We start from the raw sequence: 20,413 nt of genomic DNA on the forward strand, positions 1-20,413 counted from the left end.
GGCCCGCCGGACCGGTTCATGAGATGATTCGCACGGAGGCTGGTCTTCCGAACTGACGTTCTATAAGGTCGAGAGGCTGCTGGCGAGCCGAAAGGGGTCGAATAGTGACGATCAGAACGATCGACCTCTTCGCTGGAGCCGGCGGCCTCGCGCTCGGATTCCGTCAGTCAGGCCTCGAGTTCGAGCCGGTCTTCGCTGTGGAGGTCGAGCCGGCCGCTGCGCGTACCTTCAAGCGCAACTTCAACTGCCACGTTCACGACGGCCCGATCGAGCAAGTCGACCACTTCCCCGAGGCCGACGTCATCATCGGTGGTCCGCCGTGCCAAGGGTTCAGCCCTCTCGGGCGGGATCGTGACGATGCCAGTCGGGCCCAGCTCAACGAGCTTTGGCAGCACTACCTACGAGCGGTCCGTGCGGTCCAGCCCAAGGCGTTCGTCATCGAGAACGTGCCTGAGTTCCAGAAGTCGGCTCAGTTTGCCAGGCTGCTGAGCCTGATGGAGACTGACGAGGTCCTCAAGCAGTACGCGTTCAACTTCGGTGTGCTCAACGCCGCAGACTATGGCGTGGCACAGCGCCGCCGGCGAGGGCTCTTCATCGCGGTTAAGGGCGTGGCAGAGGTTCCGTGGCCGCCTCGACCCACCCACGGCCCAGAATCGGACACAAAAGTTGAGCACGTCAGCGTTCGTGCTGTGATCGAGGACCTGGCGCCCTACCCACAGATTACCGAGATCGGCGAGACGCCAGATGGCGGCCAGGATCTGCACATCGGTCGGAATCCGCGGCCGGAATCGCTGGAGCGCTACAAGGCCATTCCCGAGGGCGGGAATCGTTTCGACCTCGCCCGGGTCAGGCCGGACCTGCTACCTCGGTGCTGGCGGGAAAAGAAGACTGGAACCGCTGACGTTATGGGCAGGCTGTGGTGGGACCGCCCGAGTCTGACCATTCGTACCGAGTTCTTCAAGCCGGAAAAGGGTCGGTATCTGCACCCTGTGCACCATCGACCGATCACACACCGCGAGGCGGCGCGTATTCAGAGCTTCCCCGACGATTTCGTCTTCGAAGGTACGAAGGTCGAAATCGCGCGGCAGATCGGCAACGCCGTACCTCCTCTGTTGGCTCAGGCTCTCGCGCGCCACGTGTATGACTTGGCATTCGGCGACGTTCGCGACGCATAATCCTAAGACTGCCAGCGGGCCACTCGCCTGGCCGATCGTTCTGAGGCGTTGAACGCATACGTTTGGCGTTGCCTGGCGTATCACTACAGCAACCCTCGCATTATCATCGACACCACCGGACGGGCCCTGCGAACCGCAAGCGAGAACCGTTGCCATGGCCCAGCGCAACCACGACCTTGACCGGATTCGAACGGGGCAGTCGCATATCGCCCATTCACATGACGCTACATATCCGATGCCGACGCCGGATCGGAGTTTCCGGTAGACCGCCAGCACTCATATGTCATTGGAAACCGATCGGATGAGACTGTCCCTCAGCCATCCATGCAATGCCCACGGCTCCGAATCCTGCGGCGACGGCCTGCAGGGGCGCCGCCGTGCCACCGAACGCAATGAAGCTGACAGGCTTCCGCGTGGTCCGATTGCTGCGGCTAACGGTAGGGCCGAGCCTTTATCTGGGTGAGGCCTGGCGGTTCACGCCTGTCGTGTTGTAGCGGTAGCGGGCCATCTCCTCGGTCACGCCGTAGGCGCGTGCGATGGCAGCGATGTCGTAGCCCTTGCGGGCTGCGTGCAGGAGCAGCGGCCGAGGCAGCAGCAGGGTGCCGCCGAGCGCCGTTGCTTCCTCCTCCTGATCTGGCCGACATGTTCTGAAGGGGGTGTCAGCAACGATGAGGACCTCGCTCAACTCGTGGCCGAGAAGAATGTGCGCCAGCTCGTGCGCGATGTCGCTTGTCTGGCGGCTTACTACTCGCAGTGGGTTGATGACGATGATATGGCGGCCATCTATGTGAAACGTGCAAGCGGAAAAGGCGAATGCCTGGATCCGCTCTAGCTCCTCCAGTCGCCCGATGTCGATGAGCTCATCAGCGAGCACGATGTCAACGCCGAGGTGCTTGGCAAGTTCGTTGATGTCCAGACGATCGGACGGTTCGAGCCCAAGCTCGGCCCTCAGCGCCACCGCTCGGCGCTCGGCCTCGGCCTTGAAGCCACGCCGCAAGGTCACGGTCGTCTCCGAGTGGTCATAGCTCGCCTTTGTCGATCTTGGTGACGAGGGCTTGACGCATGTCAGTAAGGACCCCGACAAGACGTTCGGGCACGCCAGGTCGCATGACGGAGGCGGCTCGTAGGTGCATGTCCAGCGCGACCGCCGGTTTGGGCGCGTGCGCGAGAACCGAGTACATGTCCTTCACCAAGGACATGATGCGATCCGCAGCTGCGCTGGTGAGTCGCGGGTCGGCGGCGAGATGGCCTAGGGCCTTCTCCAAATGGTCGACCGGCCGTTCTGCGACCGGCTGGAAGAAGGATGACGGCGGTCTTCCCAGCCACGCGCACAGCTTCATGAAGGTCACGAAGTCCGGCTGGCTGCCATCCTCGACGCGCGCGAGCGTTGCGAAGCTGACGCCGGCCGCCTGCGCGGCCTGGCGCACCGACTGGCGGTTCTGCTCGCGTCGTTCGCGGACAAGTCGTCCCAGCTCGTTGATCGCCAGAATCTCCATCTGACCTGCGACGCCGTCATCGAACAGGCTTTCCATGGCCTCCTCCCACCTCCTCGAAGTGAACACGGTACTACGCCTTGGCGCGCAACCTCCTTGACAGATCGTGTTGGAGCGCTCAACCTGGAGTCGATCAGCAGAACGGCACTGCAACTTTGCTGTTACAGTGCAAGTCTAGTGAGGGGGATCGATGGTGTCAACGGACTCCATGCTGCCCGCGAGGGCCGACAACAACGCAGCCGGAGGGCCGACCTTCGAGCTCAACATCGAGGGCCGCATCTACGAGTGGCACGAGCCGACCATCACGCCTACACAGGTCCGCCAGCTCGCTGGCCTGCCGGCCGACCAGGCCGTCATCGAGATCGACTTCCGCGAGAACACCGAGCGCACCCTCGGCGAAGGCGAGGTTGTGGAGCTCAAGCCCGGGCGCGGCTTCGGTAAGAAGGTCGGCTTCAAGCGGGGCGACCGGTGAACCACTGGGCGGCGCAGGAGCTCGAGCTCCTGCGCCACTGCTGGCCGTCTCTGGATCACCACGCCGGCACCGGCTGGTGCCGGATCCCTGACTTCGCCATCCCCGCCGGCTGGAACAAGCAGGCTGCGGAAATCGCCTTTCAGATCCCCGACAACCTACCCGGACAAGAGCCGTACGCCTTCCTCGTCCGTGACGGCCTCCTGCTCGCCAACAACAGCACGCCCAGCAACTACAGCCCCAACGTGACCACGCCTCCATGGGGTGGCAACTGGGGCCAGTTCTCCTGGAACCTCGACCCATGGGCGCCTGGCCCCAAGCCCGGAACCGGCAGCAGCATGGTCGACTTCGTGCGTTCGATCACGGGTCGGCTGCGGGAGCTGTCCTGACATGCGCCTTCACCTCACTGCCGACCATTACGAGCGCGTCCTGCGATACCTGGCGGCGCCCACTGAGAGGATCGCCTTCATCTACACTCGGCCAGCCGCCGACGGACCCGATCAGCACGGGGTCGAGGTCGAGCTACTCCACGACGATGAATACACGGCGAGCGACCGCCACGGCGTGGAACTCGCCGACCACGTCCGCCCGCAGCTCATCCGCACCGCCCACGAGCACGACTACGGGATCGTGGAAGCGCATGCACACCTCTGGAGAGGGCCGAGGACCCAGTTCAGCGACATTGATCTCGACGGACTGCGAGAACTCGGCCCGCACATGACCTGGCGCCTGCCTGGCCGACCCTACATCGCCCTGGTGCTCGGCCCTGACAGCTTCGACGCGCTTTCGTGGCAGACATGCAGTCCAGCGTCCGGGATCGATGCACTCGTCGCCGGAGAACAGGTCATGTACCCCACCGGCCGCAGCGGCGCCCGACTTGAAGCAGAACGGAGTTAACAGTGATTGAGGATAACGAACGTTATGATCGCCAGATCAGCTTTTTCGGGGCCGCAGGGCAGGATCGGATCAGGAAGACGGCAGTCGGAATCGTCGGACTTGGCGGACTGGGCAGCCATCTCGCACAACAGTTGGCCTACCTTGGCATCACAACTTTCGTGCTCGTGGACGCCGACCCGACCAGCCCGCACAGCCTCAACCGGCAGATAACCGCCTACCCCGACGACGTCGGCACGCTCAAGGTCGGCCTCGCTGAACGCATGATCCGGGCCATAGCGCCGTCCGCCTCTGTCAACGCGGTCCCTCAGTTATTGCCGCATCCGGACGCGCTGACCGCACTCTCGGCAGTCGATCTCCTCCTCGGGGGCCTGGACCACGACCTGCCCCGCCTGCAACTTACCGACCTGGCCTCCGAGAACAAGATCGCCTACATCGACGCCGCCACGGACATCCACGGCTCCGGCGATAACCTCATCTACGGCGGGCGGGTCGTCACCGCTGGCGTGAGCCCGGGTTGTCTGTACTGCCTCGGCCAGCTCGACGCTGATGCGATCCGCCACGCCACTCAAACCCCTGAACAGCGCGCCACCGAGGCCGATATATACGGCGTCCCGGTCGAAGAGCTGCAAGCCGCGACAGGCCCGTCCGTGGTCACCATCAACGGGCTCGTAGCGTCACTGGCCGCTACCGAAGCCATGGTCCACATCACGGGACTGCGGCCAGCACGAAACCATCTCGTCTACCGTGGCGACCAGGGCATGGTGCGGATCAACACCGATGCACCCAACGGAAACGATTGTGCATACTGCTTCAGGTGGCTGGACAGGCCGATCGGCTAGTCGGACTCCCTCTCATGCGTAGGTGCCATCTTCCGGCACTCGCTGGCACTCGCCAGCCCTCTGGGCCCGTGAGGGCCAGATTTCCCGCGGACTGGTTTACGGCTACACACGTCCGCCGCTGCGTGCTGGTTGCGTGCTCGTACGTCGCACGCAGTGCCGGCACTACACGTCACCTCGCGCATGAGCGTCGATGTTTACGTGCTGCCATGCGACGCGGCCTACGCGACACCAGCCGACACCCAACGACACCGTGCGGTACTTCCCGGTTGTGCAATCCACTCTTGCCCGATAATTTAACCATTAAGCTCTTGACGGAGAAGGGGCGTAGCCTACGCACTCTTAATCCGCGGGTTCGGGGTTCGAGTCCCTGGCGGCGCACGGCTTCACAGCAGGGAATGCGGCCTTTCGGTCGCATTCCCTGCTGTCATATGGGGCATGGATGGGGCAGACCTGGGGCACAGCGGTACCGCGCCTTACTTCGGCGAGTTGCGCGTTATAGCTGTTCATCGCGTTGTGCCCCTTGGTATTTGGGGTCCGTTTCACGTCTGGCAGAACCCTGCCTCGGTGTTGGCGGTCGGGATCTGGGTCACGCCTTCGTCGAGCTTCGCGCCCGGGATCTGCCGGGCCGCGGAGAGGATGAGGTCGGCCACGGCTTGTGCGGCCAGGTGGGCGACCTCGGGTAGGACGCTGGTGTAGGTGTCGGCGGTGGTGACGATGCTGGCGTGTCCGAGCATGTGCTGGATGATCTTGAGGTCGGTGTGTGCGGCCAGTGCCAGCGTCGCGGCGCCGTGGCGCAGGTCGTGCATCCGGACCGGCGGCAGCTCGAGTTGCTTGACGATGGCGTTGAAGCGGTGGGTCAGGTACTCCGGCCGGACCGGCCGTCCGTCGGTGTAGGTGAACAGTGCCTCGGTGTCGTCCCAGGTGTTGCCGGTGCGCAGGCGGGAGTCACGCCGCCGCTGGTCGACGTAGCGGTGTTCGCGGCGTTCTTGTTCCTGTCGGGCCTGCTGGCCGGCCAGCCACTGGGTCGATTGGGTGTCCAGGGCGATGGTGCGGTTGCTGTGGCGGCTCTTGGGCGGTCCGGCGTACAGCTGTCCGGGCAGTGCCACGAGCTGGTGGTGGATGTACAGCTCTTGGTGGGCTATGTCGAGGTCGCTGCGTTGCAGTCCGACGGCCTCGCCGCGGCGCAGGCCTCGTAGGGCGATCAGCCACCACAGCGCGGCCAGCCGGTCCTCGCGGACGCCGTCGAGGAAGGTGATGAGCTGCGGCAGGGTCCAGACCGCCACCGGTGGCCGCATGCCGGTGCGCCGCCACGCCTGGACGACTTCGTCGGTCCAGGCGACCGGGTGCGGGCGGGTCGGTTTGGTGATCCGGACCCCACGGACCGGGTTGGCGGGCAGCAGGTCCCCGCGCACCGCCGCGTTGAGGGCCGCGCGCAGCGTCGCCCGGACCCGGTCCACGGTCGAGGCCGACAGGCGGCTGCCGTCGGCGCGGCGTTGCCTGGCGAGGTGGTTGACGCATTCCTGGATCTTCCGCGTCGACAGCTCGCCGAGCGTCAACCTGCCCAGCGTCGGCACCAGGTAGCGGTCGACGTGGCAGTGGTAGCTGTTGACGGTCGACGGGCGCAGCTGCCCGTCCGTCGTGTCCAGCCAGTGGCGCAGCCAGCGGCCGACGGTCCATGCCTGGCCGGCGGCCAGCTGCGCAGGCAGGGCGAGCATGTCGCTGCGGGCGGCGGCCGCGGCCGCGCGGGTCGGGTAGCCGCCGTGGCGGTGCCGGGCACGGTACCCGCCCACCGTCGTCACCTGGATCGCGAAGTACCAGCTGCCATGGCTCTCCTCGCACAGGTTCGGGCAGCGAGCACCGAACTGGCGGCCGGTTTCCGCATCGACACAGCCGCACCGGTGGAAGACCAGATCTTGAGTGGTGGCGTTCATGGCACGCCTCCCGTCGAAAACCATTACGGAACGATGCTTCAGCTACTTCGACGCCAGGGTTGCGCAGCAGGTTGCTAGGTAATATGACCATGTAGCATGATCCATGCTTTTCTGCGTCCTATATCCGAAATTGGGGGCTGAGCATCGGATGACGGTTGGGCCAATCCGTAATCCACCGTCGCGGTGTTGAGTTCAAGGCATTGACCCGTGCATGTGCGAAGGCCACCTACCCGAGGCTCTGGCCTGATGTCCGCAGCTGGCCGCGACACCACCACGTTGCCACGGCGCTGCCCGCCTTCTGCAGTTGCGTCAGTCTGCTGCCCTAGCGGCTGCTGCCCCAGTCCGCCACCGCCGGTACCGGGCGGGATTTCGTCGGGCAGCGGCGACGTCGGTGAGAGCCGGATCAGGCTTCGGCGCCGATGCAGTCTTGACAGGCACCCCCCCGCACGACTATGCGATCATCGCGCGCGTGACCAGCCCGCGCCATCCATACAGCAGTGCGAAGATCAGGGTGATGACCCTCCGTGAGGCGGTCATGGCTCGGCCGCGCATGTACTTCGGTGACGCACCGCACCACGACCGCCCGATCATCCTGCTCGCCTGGGCCGTCGGCCTCCTGCAAAAGTTTGTACTGCCACAATCGCCGCGCGTGCGGGTGGTGGTCCGGACGGACGGTGCTTTCGAGGTCGGCGCGCAGTTCGCCGTGGTACCGATACCCCGGAGTCTGGACACGGTCGAGGAAGTTCTGCTCGGGGCGGCGTGGTGGACAGAGCTCTGCCGGTCCTCCCACGTCACGGCGTCGGGGCAAGCCGATGCCGGTTCGGACGAGTTCGGCCTACGTCTCGTCGAGGTGGAATCGCCGGTGATGCAGTTCGCCTGCGATCCGGACGTTGTCGGCGCCGGTGCTCAGACGTGGTGGCCAGGCTGGCTCGACCGCTTGCCTTCCGTGCTCGCGGCGATGCCGAGTCCGTCCACCCACGATGTCGTCATCGCGGTGGACCAGGCGACAGGCGAGCAGCGCATCCTGCGGCCTTCGCGCGCTGAGTGAGGCGGGCAGCGCCGCCGGTATACCGGACCGGCTTGGGCAACGGCAGGGCGGCCACATCGGCGAGGGTGTGGTGAGGAAGGAGGACGCCAGGTGTTTCTTGACTGGGGCGCGTGCGGCTCACCAGGTGTCGCTACCGACAGCACTGAGGTGTTAGACCTACTTGAGCCTCGCCTGTCCGGCGACGTCTCGCAGGAAGTTGTCAGCACGGCCACCGTCCTATCTGAACTGGGTGCCTCCGTCGTCGTCACCGCGTTGCTGAACCTGCTCCATGACCGACGCCGTGCCTCCACGCCGATGGGGAAGGGCAGACAGTACCAACCCTGTCGCGTCCGCTGTCATAACCAGTCTCAACTCATGACCTGCCTATGAGACGGCACGGGCGGCGACCGTCGGCTGGCAGCGAACGTCCTCCGTGCGATGTTCGGCTTCTCCGCGGTCGCAGGCGTGCGGCAGATGTCATTGGGCGTGCCCGACACGATGGCCGGGTCATCCGGCAGATCGCTGAGATCAGTTACCAAACCACCCATCCCGCACCCCTCCGATCGCCCGGGGAACTCGCGCATCTGGCCGTCGCCGGAAGATTGGCCGATGTCACGGCGATGTTGCCGTCGCCGCGGAGCGCGGTCCATGGTCTAATCGCGGCACTTCGATGATCGGACAAGGAGTTTGTATCGTGCCTTACGCAGGATGGCTCGCTCGGGCGGGCGCATTCGTCGTCGATTTCGCGATCCTGGGTGCGGTGATGGCTCTGGTCAGGATCAGCGGCGTGGCCAGCGAAGGAGGGCCCGCGGCGAACGTTGCGGTGCTCTTGGTCTTCGTGGTCCACGGGTTCAATCGCTGGTACCTGGGTGGCAAGACCGGGCAGTCTCTCGGCCGTCGTGCGCTCGGCATCAAGCTGGTGTACGAGCGTGGTCAGTTCCCGGTGGGCGCGTTGTCGGCGTTTTTGCGGGATCTGGCCCACTTCGCCGACACGGTGGTCTTCTACGTCGGCTGGTTCTTCCCCTTGTGGGATGCGAAGAAGCAGACGTTCGCTGACAAGATCACCGGCACGGTCGTACTGAAGGGTTGAGACCGGCTCGCTCGGTCTGCGGCACCACGCGTGCATGTGGCGTAAGACGGCTCCGCCCTCGTCGGGCGGCGCCGTTTTGCGTATCAGGCGCCGGATGATGCCGCTACGCCTGGTATCTGCCGGCTGCGCATGCCATCGGCAAAGTTTGATGAGATTTCGCAATCACCTGGATTGTCGGCACTGGTGATCACGGGTGGGTAACGAATCGATGCGAGCTCCAGCCCAGGTTCACCGATTCCTATCGATGCCTGTTCTGGAGGTTGACGCCGGAGGGAGAGGTTGATTGATCCCTCTATTGAAGATTATCGATTTTTATGATTTGCGCGCCCCCGTCGGCTTTACGCTCGGTTACGGCCGTGGGTCGGTGAGTGTCGGAATCCTTCGATAGCGTGCGCTCCTCGTCATCGATCGAGGAGCAGTTATGGACGGCAGCAGTCAGGGTTTCCTCAGCACCCGCCGAAGTGTGCGGGTGCTGCTTACGGTGGCGCTGCTGGCGTTCGGTGTTGTCGTACCCTCCGCCGCGGCGTCGGTCGCGGAGCCGTCGCCGGTGTGTGCGCCTGCCGCGCTGACAGAGGCTGCTGCGGTGAAGATGGCGGCCGAGTGTGGTACGTCGGTGGCGGTGGAGGCGTCGCGCACGGAGTACACGCAGGTCGTTGCCACTGCTTCGGGTGTGATGCGGCTGGAGTCGGCGGCTGTTCCCGTGCGGGCTCGTACCGGGACCGGATCGTGGGCGCCGATCGATCTGACCCTTTCGGCCAGCGCGCATGGTGATGTGCGTCCTGCGGTGTCGTCGGCTGATGTGCGGTTCTCGGCGGGAGGGCCGAATCCGCTGGTGACGCTGGTGCGGGCGGGTCACCGGTTCGAGCTTTCCTGGCCTGCGGCGTTGCCTGCCCCGGTGCTCGACGGCGATTCGGCGACATATCAGGAGGTCCTGCCGGATGTCGACCTTGTGGCGCGGGCGACGAGGACCGGTTTCACGCATGTTCTTGTGATCAAGTCGGCTGCTGCTGCGGACAGTGAAGCGGTGCGGTCGGTGCGTTTCGAGGTCTCCGGCGATGCCGTGGTTCAGCAGTTCGGCGACGGTTCGCTACGCGCGGTCACCCCGGACGGCCAGCTCATGGCCGACGCGCACCTACCGTTGATGTGGGACTCGGGCACCTCGGTGCCTCGCAGCGGCTTGCCGCAGGGACGCGAAGCGTTGACCGGCGATGACGGGCCGGGCCAAGTAGGCGTGGAGTCGTCGCATGTGGGTGCCGGCGACGGCGCCCAGGTGGCGGCCGTCGGCACGGAGATTACCGCAGCCGGTGACCTGATGCTCGTACCTGACGAGCAGCTGCTGTCGTCGGCGACGTTTCCGCTCTACGTGGACCCGGCGTGGGACGAGGACCGTAACCGTTGGGCGTACTCGACCGACAACGGCTCGTCGAACTCGGACTACACCTCGGCCCGGGTCGGCCGCAACCCGGACACCGGAACGCTGTTCCGGTCGTACTTCGAGTTCCCGATGACCGACTCCGGCGGCGTCACGCTCAAGGGCAAGCAGATCAAGACGGCGCGCGTGCAGATGACGCTGGACCACTCCTGGTCGTGTGGTGACACGTGGACGCACATGTACCTGACGTCGACGATCGACAAGACGATGCGGGCGACGTGGTCGAAGATGCCGCTGACCAAGTGGCTTGCCTCGGCCGAGGGGCACGCCAACGAGGATGACGGCTGTGGCGCTCCGGACCCGGACATGACCATGAACTTCATGGACACGGCGCCGGGGGGCGTGCTGCTCACGCAGGTCCAGGCGGCCGCGAAGGCCAGCTTGAACACGTTCACGGTGGCTTTCTGCGCGTGCAACTCTCAGGGCCAGTATGAGAGCAGCCAGGACCGGTGGAAGCGGTTCGACCCGGCTGAGGCGTTCCTGGTGGTGGAGTACAACACCGCGCCGACGGCCCCGACGGATCTGCGGTTCGGGACATTCACCTGCCCGGCGGTGGCGGCGCTGGCCGATCCGCCGGAGGTCGGGTCGGTGAGCACGACCCTGGAGGCGCTGGCCAACGACGCTGACGGCGGCACTGCGGACGTGACGTTCCGCTGGGTGCAGATCCCGCCCGGTACGACCGACCCGGACCTGCTGACCGGTTATACCGACGTCACCTTCGAGGACAAGACCGTCAACAGCAAGCCTGCCGGCCAGGCTCCGAACGCTTCACGGGTGCAGTCTGCCCTTAATGGCCTGACCGAGGGCAAGACCTACGGGTTCAAGGTCAAGTCGCAGGACCCGAACACGGTCGCCACCTACAGCCCGGACAGCCCGTGGTCCCAGTGGTGCGTGTTCGCCGTCGACGTCAGCATCCCGGACCCTCCCGGCGTGTCGTCGGTCAACTGCCCGGAGGAGCAGCTCACGACGGTAGGCCCGGGGCAGACCTGCAATGTGGTGATGACGACGACCGCGACGGATGCGGCCTACTTCGAGTACTGGTTCGAGGGCCAGTCCCGCCGCATGATCCCGGTCGACGCCGACCTGCAGGTCGAGGTGCCGGTCACCCCGATCCGCTACGGGCTCAACACGTTCAACGTGTTCGTCGTCGACTCGGTCGGTCACCCCTCGGCGTCGGAGACGACGTACTCGTTCTATGTCGCGGCGCCGTCCAAGCCGGTCGCGCACTGGAACCTCGAGCAGTTCCCGCCGGCCTTCGCCGCGGCCGAGGCCCTGCACGACCAGCAGGGCACGGCGACCGACCTTACGTTCAACGGCACCTGGGCCGCCGACACGCGGCTCATCGGCGCCCGCACGGCGACGTTCAACGGCTCCTCCCACAGCGCGAGCACGTCCGGTCCCGTGGTGTCCACGAGCGGGTCGTTCAGCGTGTCGGCGTGGGTGCGGCTGAGTGCACTACCGACCGACGACATGATCGCCGTCACGCAGGCCGGTGCTGACGCCGCCGGGTTCCAGCTCGGGGTGAAGATGCTGGGCACGCCCTTGACGCCGCGGTGGGCGTTCATCATGAAGGACACGCAGGCGCAGTCCAGCGCGACGAGGACGGCAGGGTCGCCGGTCGCGTTGACGTCGGCGGACCTCGGACAGTGGATTCACATCGCCGGGGTGTATGACACCAACGCCAAGAAGATCCGCCTCTACGTCAACGGTGTGCTGACGGGCGGCACCGACCGCACGGCGGCCCCATGGCCGTCAACCGGGAACTTCGCCGTGGGCCGCGGCTTTGCGGGCGGGGTGTCGAACAAGTGGTGGAACGGGTCGATCGCCGATGTGCGGGCGTGGGACCGTGCCCTGGTCGCTGAGGACTTCACTCCGCAACCGGTCTCCGGCGACGTCGGCCTGGTCGACCATGACGTGGCCGCGTCGTGGAGTTTCGACGCGATCAGCCTGTGCCTGCCCACAGTCTGCCCCCGGCTCACCGACGACTCGACCTTCACCCGGCAGCTGCAGCTCGAACTGGGCACGCTCACCGGACCGGACCAGAGCCAGGCCAACGAGATCTGCCAGGTCGGCGGCCGCAACACGGTGGCGCTGTTCGACACCTGCGACATCGACTACAACGAGCCGGGCAGCTCCGGCCCGGAGTTCGGCACAGTGATCAAGAACCACGGAACCGAGGGCGCACCCGACTGGCGCCACGCGCCTGTGGTGCGCACGGACACGTCGTTCACAGTCTCGGCCTGGGTACGCCCGCAAGAGGACAGCCTGCTCACCGGCTGCCGGACCGCTCTGGCGCAGGACGCGACAGTCGCCGGCGGCCCGGTATCCGGGTTCTACCTGCGAAGCTGCACCAGCCCGCAAACCGGCGGCGGGACCGCCGCTCGCTGGGAGTTCTACATGCCCGACACGGGCACAGCCACCACGAACGGCGTTTCGGTGACAAGCCTGCTGCCGATCGCCTCGTCGGCCGACGCGACCGTCGGGGCGGAGACCGCCGGCCGGTGGACGTTCCTGACCGCCGTGTACGACGGCGCGAGCCGTGAGATGCGCCTGTACGTCAACGGCGTCCTGCAGGGCAGCGTCCAGCGCCCGGCCGGCAGCGCCTGGCACGCGGCCGGGGCGCTGACCATCGGACGCGCGCGCTGGTCCGACACCCCGAACCCGGCCGGTTTCAACACCGACTTCTACCTCGGTGCCGTCGACCAGGTCAGCGTCTACGCCGGTGTACTCGACCAGACCGCGATCGACCAGGCCTACACCACCGAAGGCCTGGACGGCGCCACACCCGAATGACCTGCAGGCGGGGACGGCCGCACGTCAGCCACCCTGCCACCCCAGCCGGCACACCGATGAAACGACTGTGGCGGACGCAGCCTCACCGCGCACTCCGCTGACCTGCATGACGACCTTGCATGAAGACGTATGACTGATGTCCTGGAGGCAGCAGTGACCTGGGAGCACACGGGCAGCCCACAACGCCGACGCACCCGACGCGCCATGACCGTTCGGGCCACCCGAGCCATCGCGCCCACGCTGGCACTGGTGATGTTCACTGGCGTGCTGGCCCCCGTGCGAGGGGAGGCCGCCGCGCCGGTCAGCGAGCGGTTGCGCACGCAAACCGAGCCCGTAGCTCCCGGTAGCGAGGGCAAGGTGCTGCGGGCACCCGCGCCGAAGTCCACGAAACGGGCACCGGTCGCCGCTGCCGCACCGGCCTGGCCAGCCCCGGGAACGGTCAGGGTGAGCCTGCCCACCGGTGCGGCACCGGCCGCTGGCGAGAAGGGTGCCAGGGCAGGTTCGCTGCCGGTCACTGTGGAACGCGCCGGAGCCGATAGCACAGGCCTGTCACAGGTCGACGTGCAGGTACTCGACCGGCGTGGCTTGCCCGAGGCGTGGCGTGACGGTGTCGTCGTCCGGCTCAACCGCGCCGACGGCGCCGGCGGCGCTGCCGCGGCGAAGGTGTCGGTCGACTACAGCAGCTTCCGTCATGCCGTCGGCGGTGACTGGGCCTCGCGGCTGCGGCTGTGGCAGGTGCCCGAATGCAGCCTGACGACCCCGGACGCCCCAGGCTGCCAGGCCACGCAGCTGCCGTCGGTCAACGATCAAGCTGTCGGCACGGTGTCCGCGCAGGTTCGACTGGCATCCCGGACGTCGTTGTCGCCGCAGGCCAGGGGACAGCTCGTGGACGACGTGCCGTCCGCGGCCTCCGGCGGCACGATCGTCGCGTTGTCTGCCGGGTCATCGGGCACGGGCGGTGACTTCGGCGCCAGCAGCCTGTCGCCGTCGGCCACCTGGCAGGCGGGCGGCTCGGCCGGTGACTTCTCCTGGTCGTACCCGCTGCGCGTCCCGCCGGGCGCCGGTGGGCCGCAGCCCAGCATCTCGCTGGCGTACTCGTCCTCGGCGGTCGACGGCCGGTCGGAGGCCACCAACAACCAGCCATCCTGGATCGGCGAAGGCTTCGAATACTCCGCCGGGTACATCGAGCGCCGCTACATCCCGTGTTCGGAGGACATGGCCGGCAGCCCCAACAACACGACCAAGACCGGTGATCTGTGCTGGCGGTCGGACAACGCCACGCTCAGCCTCAACGGCAAGGGCGGCGAGCTGCTCCAGGCCGGCAGCGTGTGGCGGGTCAAGAACGACGACGGGTCGAAGATCGAGCGGCTGACCGGCGCCTCCAACGATGACAACAACGGCGAGCACTGGAAGGTCACCACCACCGACGGCACGCAGTACTACTTCGGCCTCAACACGCTGCCCGGCCAGCCGGCCGCGACGAACTCGGCGTGGGCCGTGCCGGTGTACGGCAACCACGGCGGCGCCAACCCCGACCCGTGCCACGCGACCACGTTCGCCAGCTCCTCCTGCGCGCAGGTGTGGCGGTGGAACCTCGACTACGTGATCGACACCCGCGGCAACACCGTCTCCTACTGGTACGACAAGGAGCAGAACCAGTACGCCGCACGCAACACCGACACGAACGAGACCCTCTACACCCGCGGTGGTGTGCTGCGCCGCATCGACTACGGCACCTACAACCGCACCGTGGCCGACCATGAGGTCCAGGTCAACGAGATCTCCACGACTGCGACCGCGCAGGTCCTGTTCGACGTCGATTTTCGCTGTCTGACCTCGTGCGGCACGGAGGACACACCGACGAAGGCGAACTGGCCCGACACCCCGTGGGACCAGAACTGCAAGCTGACGGCCACCACATGCCCCGGCCTGTACACCCCGACGTTCTGGTCCACCAAGCGGCTGACCAAGGTCACGACCCGCATCTGGGACACCACCAAGACCACCCCGGCCTGGCAGAACGTCGAGTCGTGGTCATTCGGGCACAGCTTCCCCGACACCGGTGACGGCTCCACCCACCGCGGCATGTGGCTGGCGTCGATAACCCACGAAGGCCTGGTCGGTACGACGGTGTCGATGCCGGCAATCGAGTTCGAGCCGGTGTCGATGCCCAACCGCGTCCTGACCCCGAACCTGACGACCAACAACTGGCAACGCATGTCCCTGATCACCTCCGAGACCGGCGCCCGGATCCACATCTACTACTCGGAACCGGAGTGCACTTCCGGCAACCTGCCGGCGGACGAGCACACCAATACGAAGATGTGCTACCCGGTGCTGTCGGCGGACCCGGTCAACGAGGCCCTGACGGTCAGGCAGTGGTGGCACAAGTACGTGGTGCGGCAGGTGTCGGAAGAAGACATCAACATGACCGGCGCCCCAGCCTCGCGGGATACGTTCTACTACTATTCTGACGGCCCGGCATGGCACTACGCCGACGACGACGGGTTCACCAAGCCCAAGTACAAGACCTGGTCGCAGTACCGTGGCTTCGGCACCGTCAAAGTCCGCTCCGGCGACACCGTCGGCCAGCAGACCCTCATGGTCACCAAGTACATGCTCGGCATGCACGACGACCGGCTCAGCCCGTCCGGCGGCAAGCGCGTCAAAACCGTGCCGGCGTCGATCGGCAGCGAGACCGTCTACGACGAGGACGCCTTCGCCGGCTCCGTCCGCGAGCAGGTCACCTACCTCGGCGACGAGACCAAGCCGATCTCCAAGACCGTGTCGGTGCCGTGGCAGTCGCCGGCGACCACCAGCCGCACCATCAACGGCGACACCGCCACTGCACGATTCGTGGCCACCAAGGTGGGCTATACCGCGACCGCGCTCGGTCTCAACCGTGAACGCGGCTGGCGGATCTCCCGCACCGAGACCAAGTTCGACGACCAGTACGGTACGACCGACTGGGTCCAGGACGACGGCCTGTGGTCACCCACCGGCGACCCCGCCGCCGAAGGCGACGAGCAGTGCACCACCAACACCTACGCCCGTAACACGACCAAGAATATCCACGTGGTTCGGCAGGTCACTGTCACCGCCCTCGAATGCGGCCAACCGGTCCAGAGCGTCGAAGACATCATCACCGACACCCGCAACAGCTACGACAACGGCACACTCACCGCCGACCCCAAGTACGGGCTCGTGACCAAGACCGAGCAGCTGAAGAACTGGACGTCGCAGAACGGCACCGAGTGGGACACCACCGAGCAGGTCGCCTATGACAGCACTGGCCGGGCCGTGGCCAAGACTGACATCAAAGGCAACACCGCCACCACGGCCTACACGCCCACCGTCGGTGGGCCGGTGACCCAGATCCAGGAGTACAGCCCCGCGCCGTACAGCTGGAAGACCACGAAGAAGATCGCCCCGTACTGGGGGACGGTCGCCAAGCAGACCGACCCCAACGGCCGCATCACCGACGTCACCTACGACGCGATGGGCCGCGTCACCGAAGTGTGGGAGCCCGGCTGGTCCAAGACGAGCAACCCGACCAAGCCGACCGCCCGCTACACCTACACCTTCTCACCGACCAAGACCTCCTACCCGTCGATCAAGACCGAGAAGCTCAACGCTAAGGCCAACTACATAACCACCTACCAGCTGCTGGACGCGCTGCTGCGCCCGCGCCAGACGCAGGCCCCGGCTGTCGGCGGCGGGTGGGTGCTCACCGACACGTTCTACGACCCGCTCGGCCGAGCAGTCACCGCATACGGCGCATACAAGGCCAACGAGAACAGCTCGAGCCTCGTGCCCGGCCAGCTGTGGTCGCAGCCGGAGTGGTCCATCCGGGCGGTGACCAAGACGACCTACGACACCGCATCCCGGGCTGTGGCCAGCGAGTTCTACACCACCGACGGCATCTCGACCCTGACGTTCAAGTGGCGCACGACCACCGCCTACGCCGGCGATGCCACCCTGGTCACACCGCCGGCCGGGGCGATCCCGACCACGACCGTCACCGACATCAAGGGCCGCACCGTCGAGCTCATCCAGCACAACACCGGCGCCGGAGTGATGGGCGGCGGCCTGAGCACCCGCTACTACTTCAACGGCAAAGGCCAGCAGGTCAAGATCAAAGATCCGCTGCTCAACGAGTGGATCTACGAGTACGACGTCCGCGGCCGGCAGAAACGCAGCGTCGATCCGGACAAGGGCGAGGTTCTCAGCGAGTACAACGACGACAACGAACTCGTCAAGACCACCGACGACGAAGACCGGGTCCTGGTCTACGAATACGACGCCCTGGGCCGTAAGACGGCCGTCTACGACGACGCGATCGCACCGGCCAACAAGCGGGCCAGCTGGGCCTACGACGCAATGTGGACCGGGCTGACCGTCCGCGGACGGCTGGCCTCCAGCACCCGCTACGACGACGACGGCAACGCCTACACCATCAAGATCGGCGGCTACAGCCAGCGCTACGCGCCCAGCGACATCACCTACAGCATCCCCACAGCGCTGACCGGTCTCGCCGACGACTACACCTACACCTTCGGCTACAACGCCGCCGACGGTTCCCCGACCAACTTCAAATACCCGCAGGCTGGCAACCTGGCCCAAGAGCAGGTCACCACCGGATACGACGCTACCACCGGCCTGCCCAACGGCCTCACCACCCTGATGACCGGCGTCACCTCCTACATCACCGCCCAGACCTACACCGCATTCGGGGAACCGTCACTCACTGTCCGCAAGACCGGAACCTCGACCTTCGTCGACTCCGAGAACATCTACGACGCCAACACCCGCCGACTCACCAGAACGAAGATCAAACCCGAGACCGCAGCCGGCACCGTATCCGACATCACCTACAAGCAGGACCACGCCGGCAACTACGAATGGATCGCAGACACCCCACAGGTCGGCACCAGCGAGGTGCAGTGCTTCAAATACGACCTGCTCCGCAGGCTCGAACACGCCTGGACACCCCAGGCGACCGGCGACTGTGCTGACGGCGCGGACAACGACACCCTCGCCGGCCCGGCCCCGTACCGGCAGAGCTGGACCTTCGACAACGTCGGCAACCGCCAAACCCAGCACGACCACACCTCCGACACCACCCGCACCTACACCTTCCCCACCCAGGGCCCCGGCGTCGTGCGGCCCCACGCAGTCACTGAGGTCGAAACCGAGCAGCCAGGCCTGACCGTCACCCGCGGCTACAGCTACGACGACACCGGCAACACCACCGGACGGCCCGGCCCGTCCGACAACGGCCAGGTCCTCGAATGGAACGCCGAAGGCAAACTCGACAAGGTCACCGACGGCACCGCCGTCACCACCAACCTGTATGACGCTGACGGCGTCCGCCTGGTCCGCAAGGACAACACCACCACCACGCTCTACCTGCCCGGCCAGGAGGTGCGCCGCAACAACAGCACCGGTGTCGTTGCCACTACCCGCTACTACAGCTTCGCTGGCGCCGTCTGCGCCCAGCGGACCTCGTCGGTAGCCCTGACCTGGTTGTTCGTCGACCGCCACGGCACCCAGCAGACCGCCGTCGACGCCTCCACACAACAGGTCACCACCCGCCGTCAGACCCCCTACGGAGAGAACCGCACCGGGGCGCCCGTGGCACCGTGGGTGAACGAGAAAGGTTTCGTCGGCGGTGACATCGACCCCACCGGCCTGACCCACATCGGCGCACGCGAGTATGACAACGAACTCGGCCGGTTCATCAGCGTCGACCCCGTACTCGTCGCCGACGACCCAGCCCAGTACAACGCCTACCAGTACGGCGCCAACAACCCGATCACCTACGCCGACCCCACCGGCATGGCCATGACCGCCCACGAAGGCGGCGGCGGCAGCGGCTGGGTCACCCCACCCACCGGCAGCATCAGCTGCCTACCCAACTGCACCACCAAACCGAAATTCAAAGTCCACGTCTGCTACGAGCCCTGCGGCGTACCGAAAAACCCGATCGGGGCCTTCTTCAAAGGCCTCGCGGACTGGAGCTACGAAAACACCGTCGGTGCCGTCGAAGGAGCCCGAGCCTGGGGTGAGAATTACCTCACCCAACAAGGCAACGACATCAAAGCCTGGCAAGCTGGCGATATCGGCCTCCTCGAATTGGCCAAACGTCGAGCAGTCGCGGCATGCCACGCCCCCGGACTGTTCTGCAGCCTCGGCGACACCGCAGCCGGCCTCGCCAGCGGCGTCGAATCGGTCTTCACCGCCGAAAGCCCCGAGGACGCAATTTACAACGGCACCAAGAGCGCACTCGACATCGGATCCATCTTGTTCGGTGTGCGTGCCGCCACCAAGCCCGCAAAGGTGCCGACAGCCTGTAATCTCCCCAACAGTTTCGTATCCGGGACTTTGGTGCTGCTCGGCAACGGAGGCGCTAAGCCGATTGAGAAAATTAAGCCGGGCGAGACGGTCCTGGCTGCCAATGACGCGACTGGCGAAACAAGCCCCAGACAGGTGCTTGCAACGGTTGAGGGGCAGGGACATAAGACCCTAATCGAGGTCGAAATTGATGTCGACGGCCCGACCGGAGTGCAGTCGTCTACCGTGATAGCAACGGACAATCATCCGTTCTGGGTAAGCGGTATTGGCTGGCTGCTCGCTCGTGACCTCCGCAAGGGCGATAGGCTCGTAATGCCGACAGGGCAGACTGTAGCGCTTGCCTCGGTCAATACCTTTGAACAACACACAACGGTCTACAACCTGACTGTTTCAACCGATCACACGTACTATGTGTTGGCGAATCAAACGCCGGTCTTAGTGCACAACGACGGTGGAAATAGATTTCCGCGTCCGCCGCTGCCGACTATCGAACGGACGTGGGATAATTACGGCACCTTTCTCGACGACGTCGTCCGCTACTACGGCTTCAACCTCCGAGGGGCGACGGTAGAGTGGAATCCCAACCTTAGAACTGGACAAGCGGGACAGACGCCACCCCATCTGGGTGGAAGGGTGATGTGGATAAACCCGGCCGGGTGGCATGATTCGCACGATCTGGCAAATACCATCGCGCATGAGTTGAAGCACTCGCGCGACCTCAGAGCTGGTAGGCCATCGCCCGAGCCTCCGGCTTACGCATCAGGCGACGCAATGGAGGCGCATGTTCGTGGCTGCATATGATTACGAACAGTGGAGGTCGGTTCCGCAGGCCGCAGCTGTCGCTTGGGCTGACCTATTCGAAGGCTCCCGAGAGGGGGAGAATCTGCAGGCTTCATGCCCAGTCTGTGGAGCA

General features: G+C 65.7%; 12 protein-coding genes. 9 read left to right on the forward strand and 3 right to left on the reverse strand.

From position 1 onward, the window contains the following. Positions 1–104: 104 nt before the first annotated feature. Positions 105–1,175 (forward strand): DNA cytosine methyltransferase, encoded by a 1,071-nt coding sequence (locus tag Cba03nite_RS22295; RefSeq protein ID WP_239125943.1) that lies wholly within the window; start codon positions 105–107, stop codon positions 1,173–1,175. Positions 1,176–1,626: 451 nt separating this feature from the next. Here the strand turns inward: Cba03nite_RS22295 and Cba03nite_RS22300 are convergent, their stop codons facing one another. Further along, the gene (locus Cba03nite_RS22300; RefSeq protein WP_203749533.1) at positions 1,627–2,178 is read right to left on the reverse strand and encodes an ImmA/IrrE family metallo-endopeptidase; all 552 of its coding nucleotides are present in this window, start codon (positions 2,176–2,178) and stop codon (positions 1,627–1,629) included. A 16-nt stretch (positions 2,179–2,194) separates the two neighbouring features. After that, positions 2,195–2,707 (reverse strand): helix-turn-helix domain-containing protein, encoded by a 513-nt coding sequence (locus Cba03nite_RS22305; RefSeq protein ID WP_203749536.1) that lies wholly within the window; start codon positions 2,705–2,707, stop codon positions 2,195–2,197. A 151-nt stretch (positions 2,708–2,858) separates the two neighbouring features. Between Cba03nite_RS22305 and Cba03nite_RS22310 the strand changes: the two genes are divergently transcribed. From Cba03nite_RS22310 to Cba03nite_RS22325, 4 genes are read left to right on the forward strand one after another with little or no spacing between them, the layout of a single operon-like run. After that, positions 2,859–3,140 carry a multiubiquitin domain-containing protein gene (locus tag Cba03nite_RS22310; protein WP_203749539.1) on the forward strand — a complete coding sequence of 94 codons (282 nt, stop codon included), beginning with the start codon at positions 2,859–2,861 and terminating at the stop codon, positions 3,138–3,140. Beyond that, entirely contained in the window at positions 3,137–3,526 is a 390-nt protein-coding gene (locus Cba03nite_RS22315) for a hypothetical protein (RefSeq protein ID WP_203749543.1), read from the forward strand. The genes Cba03nite_RS22310 and Cba03nite_RS22315 overlap by 4 nt, the downstream gene beginning before the upstream one ends. A gap of 1 nt (position 3,527) precedes the next feature. Next, a complete protein-coding gene (locus Cba03nite_RS22320; RefSeq protein WP_203749546.1) occupies positions 3,528–4,034 on the forward strand; it encodes a hypothetical protein in 507 nt (168 codons plus the stop codon). Positions 4,035–4,036: 2 nt separating this feature from the next. Continuing rightward, positions 4,037–4,873: a ThiF family adenylyltransferase gene (locus Cba03nite_RS22325; RefSeq protein WP_203749549.1), complete on the forward strand. Its 837-nt coding sequence runs from the start codon at positions 4,037–4,039 to the stop codon at positions 4,871–4,873. Between the two features lie 539 nt (positions 4,874–5,412). Here Cba03nite_RS22325 and Cba03nite_RS22330 read toward each other — a convergent pair. Continuing rightward, positions 5,413–6,804 carry a tyrosine-type recombinase/integrase gene (locus Cba03nite_RS22330; RefSeq protein WP_203749552.1) on the reverse strand — a complete coding sequence of 464 codons (1,392 nt, stop codon included), beginning with the start codon at positions 6,802–6,804 and terminating at the stop codon, positions 5,413–5,415. A 469-nt stretch (positions 6,805–7,273) separates the two neighbouring features. Between Cba03nite_RS22330 and Cba03nite_RS22335 the strand changes: the two genes are divergently transcribed. The 4 genes from Cba03nite_RS22335 to Cba03nite_RS22350 all read left to right on the forward strand — a co-directional run bounded on the left by Cba03nite_RS22335 (position 7,274) and on the right by Cba03nite_RS22350 (position 20,301). Next, positions 7,274–7,852: a hypothetical protein gene (locus Cba03nite_RS22335; protein WP_203749555.1), complete on the forward strand. Its 579-nt coding sequence runs from the start codon at positions 7,274–7,276 to the stop codon at positions 7,850–7,852. 673 nt (positions 7,853–8,525) lie between these two features. Beyond that, on the forward strand, positions 8,526–8,921 hold the full coding sequence (locus Cba03nite_RS22340) for an RDD family protein (protein ID WP_203749557.1): 396 nt from the start codon (positions 8,526–8,528) through the stop codon (positions 8,919–8,921). A 481-nt stretch (positions 8,922–9,402) separates the two neighbouring features. Next, on the forward strand, positions 9,403–13,146 hold the full coding sequence (locus Cba03nite_RS22345; protein ID WP_203749560.1) for a LamG domain-containing protein: 3,744 nt from the start codon (positions 9,403–9,405) through the stop codon (positions 13,144–13,146). Positions 13,147–13,275: 129 nt separating this feature from the next. Next, positions 13,276–20,301, forward strand: a complete 7,026-nt coding sequence (locus tag Cba03nite_RS22350) for a polymorphic toxin-type HINT domain-containing protein (RefSeq protein ID WP_203749563.1) — start codon at positions 13,276–13,278, stop codon at positions 20,299–20,301. The last annotated feature ends 112 nt before the right edge of the window (positions 20,302–20,413 follow it).

The sequence above is a fragment of the Catellatospora bangladeshensis genome (assembly GCF_016862575.1).
In the GTDB taxonomy this organism is placed as follows: domain Bacteria; phylum Actinomycetota; class Actinomycetes; order Mycobacteriales; family Micromonosporaceae; genus Catellatospora; species Catellatospora bangladeshensis.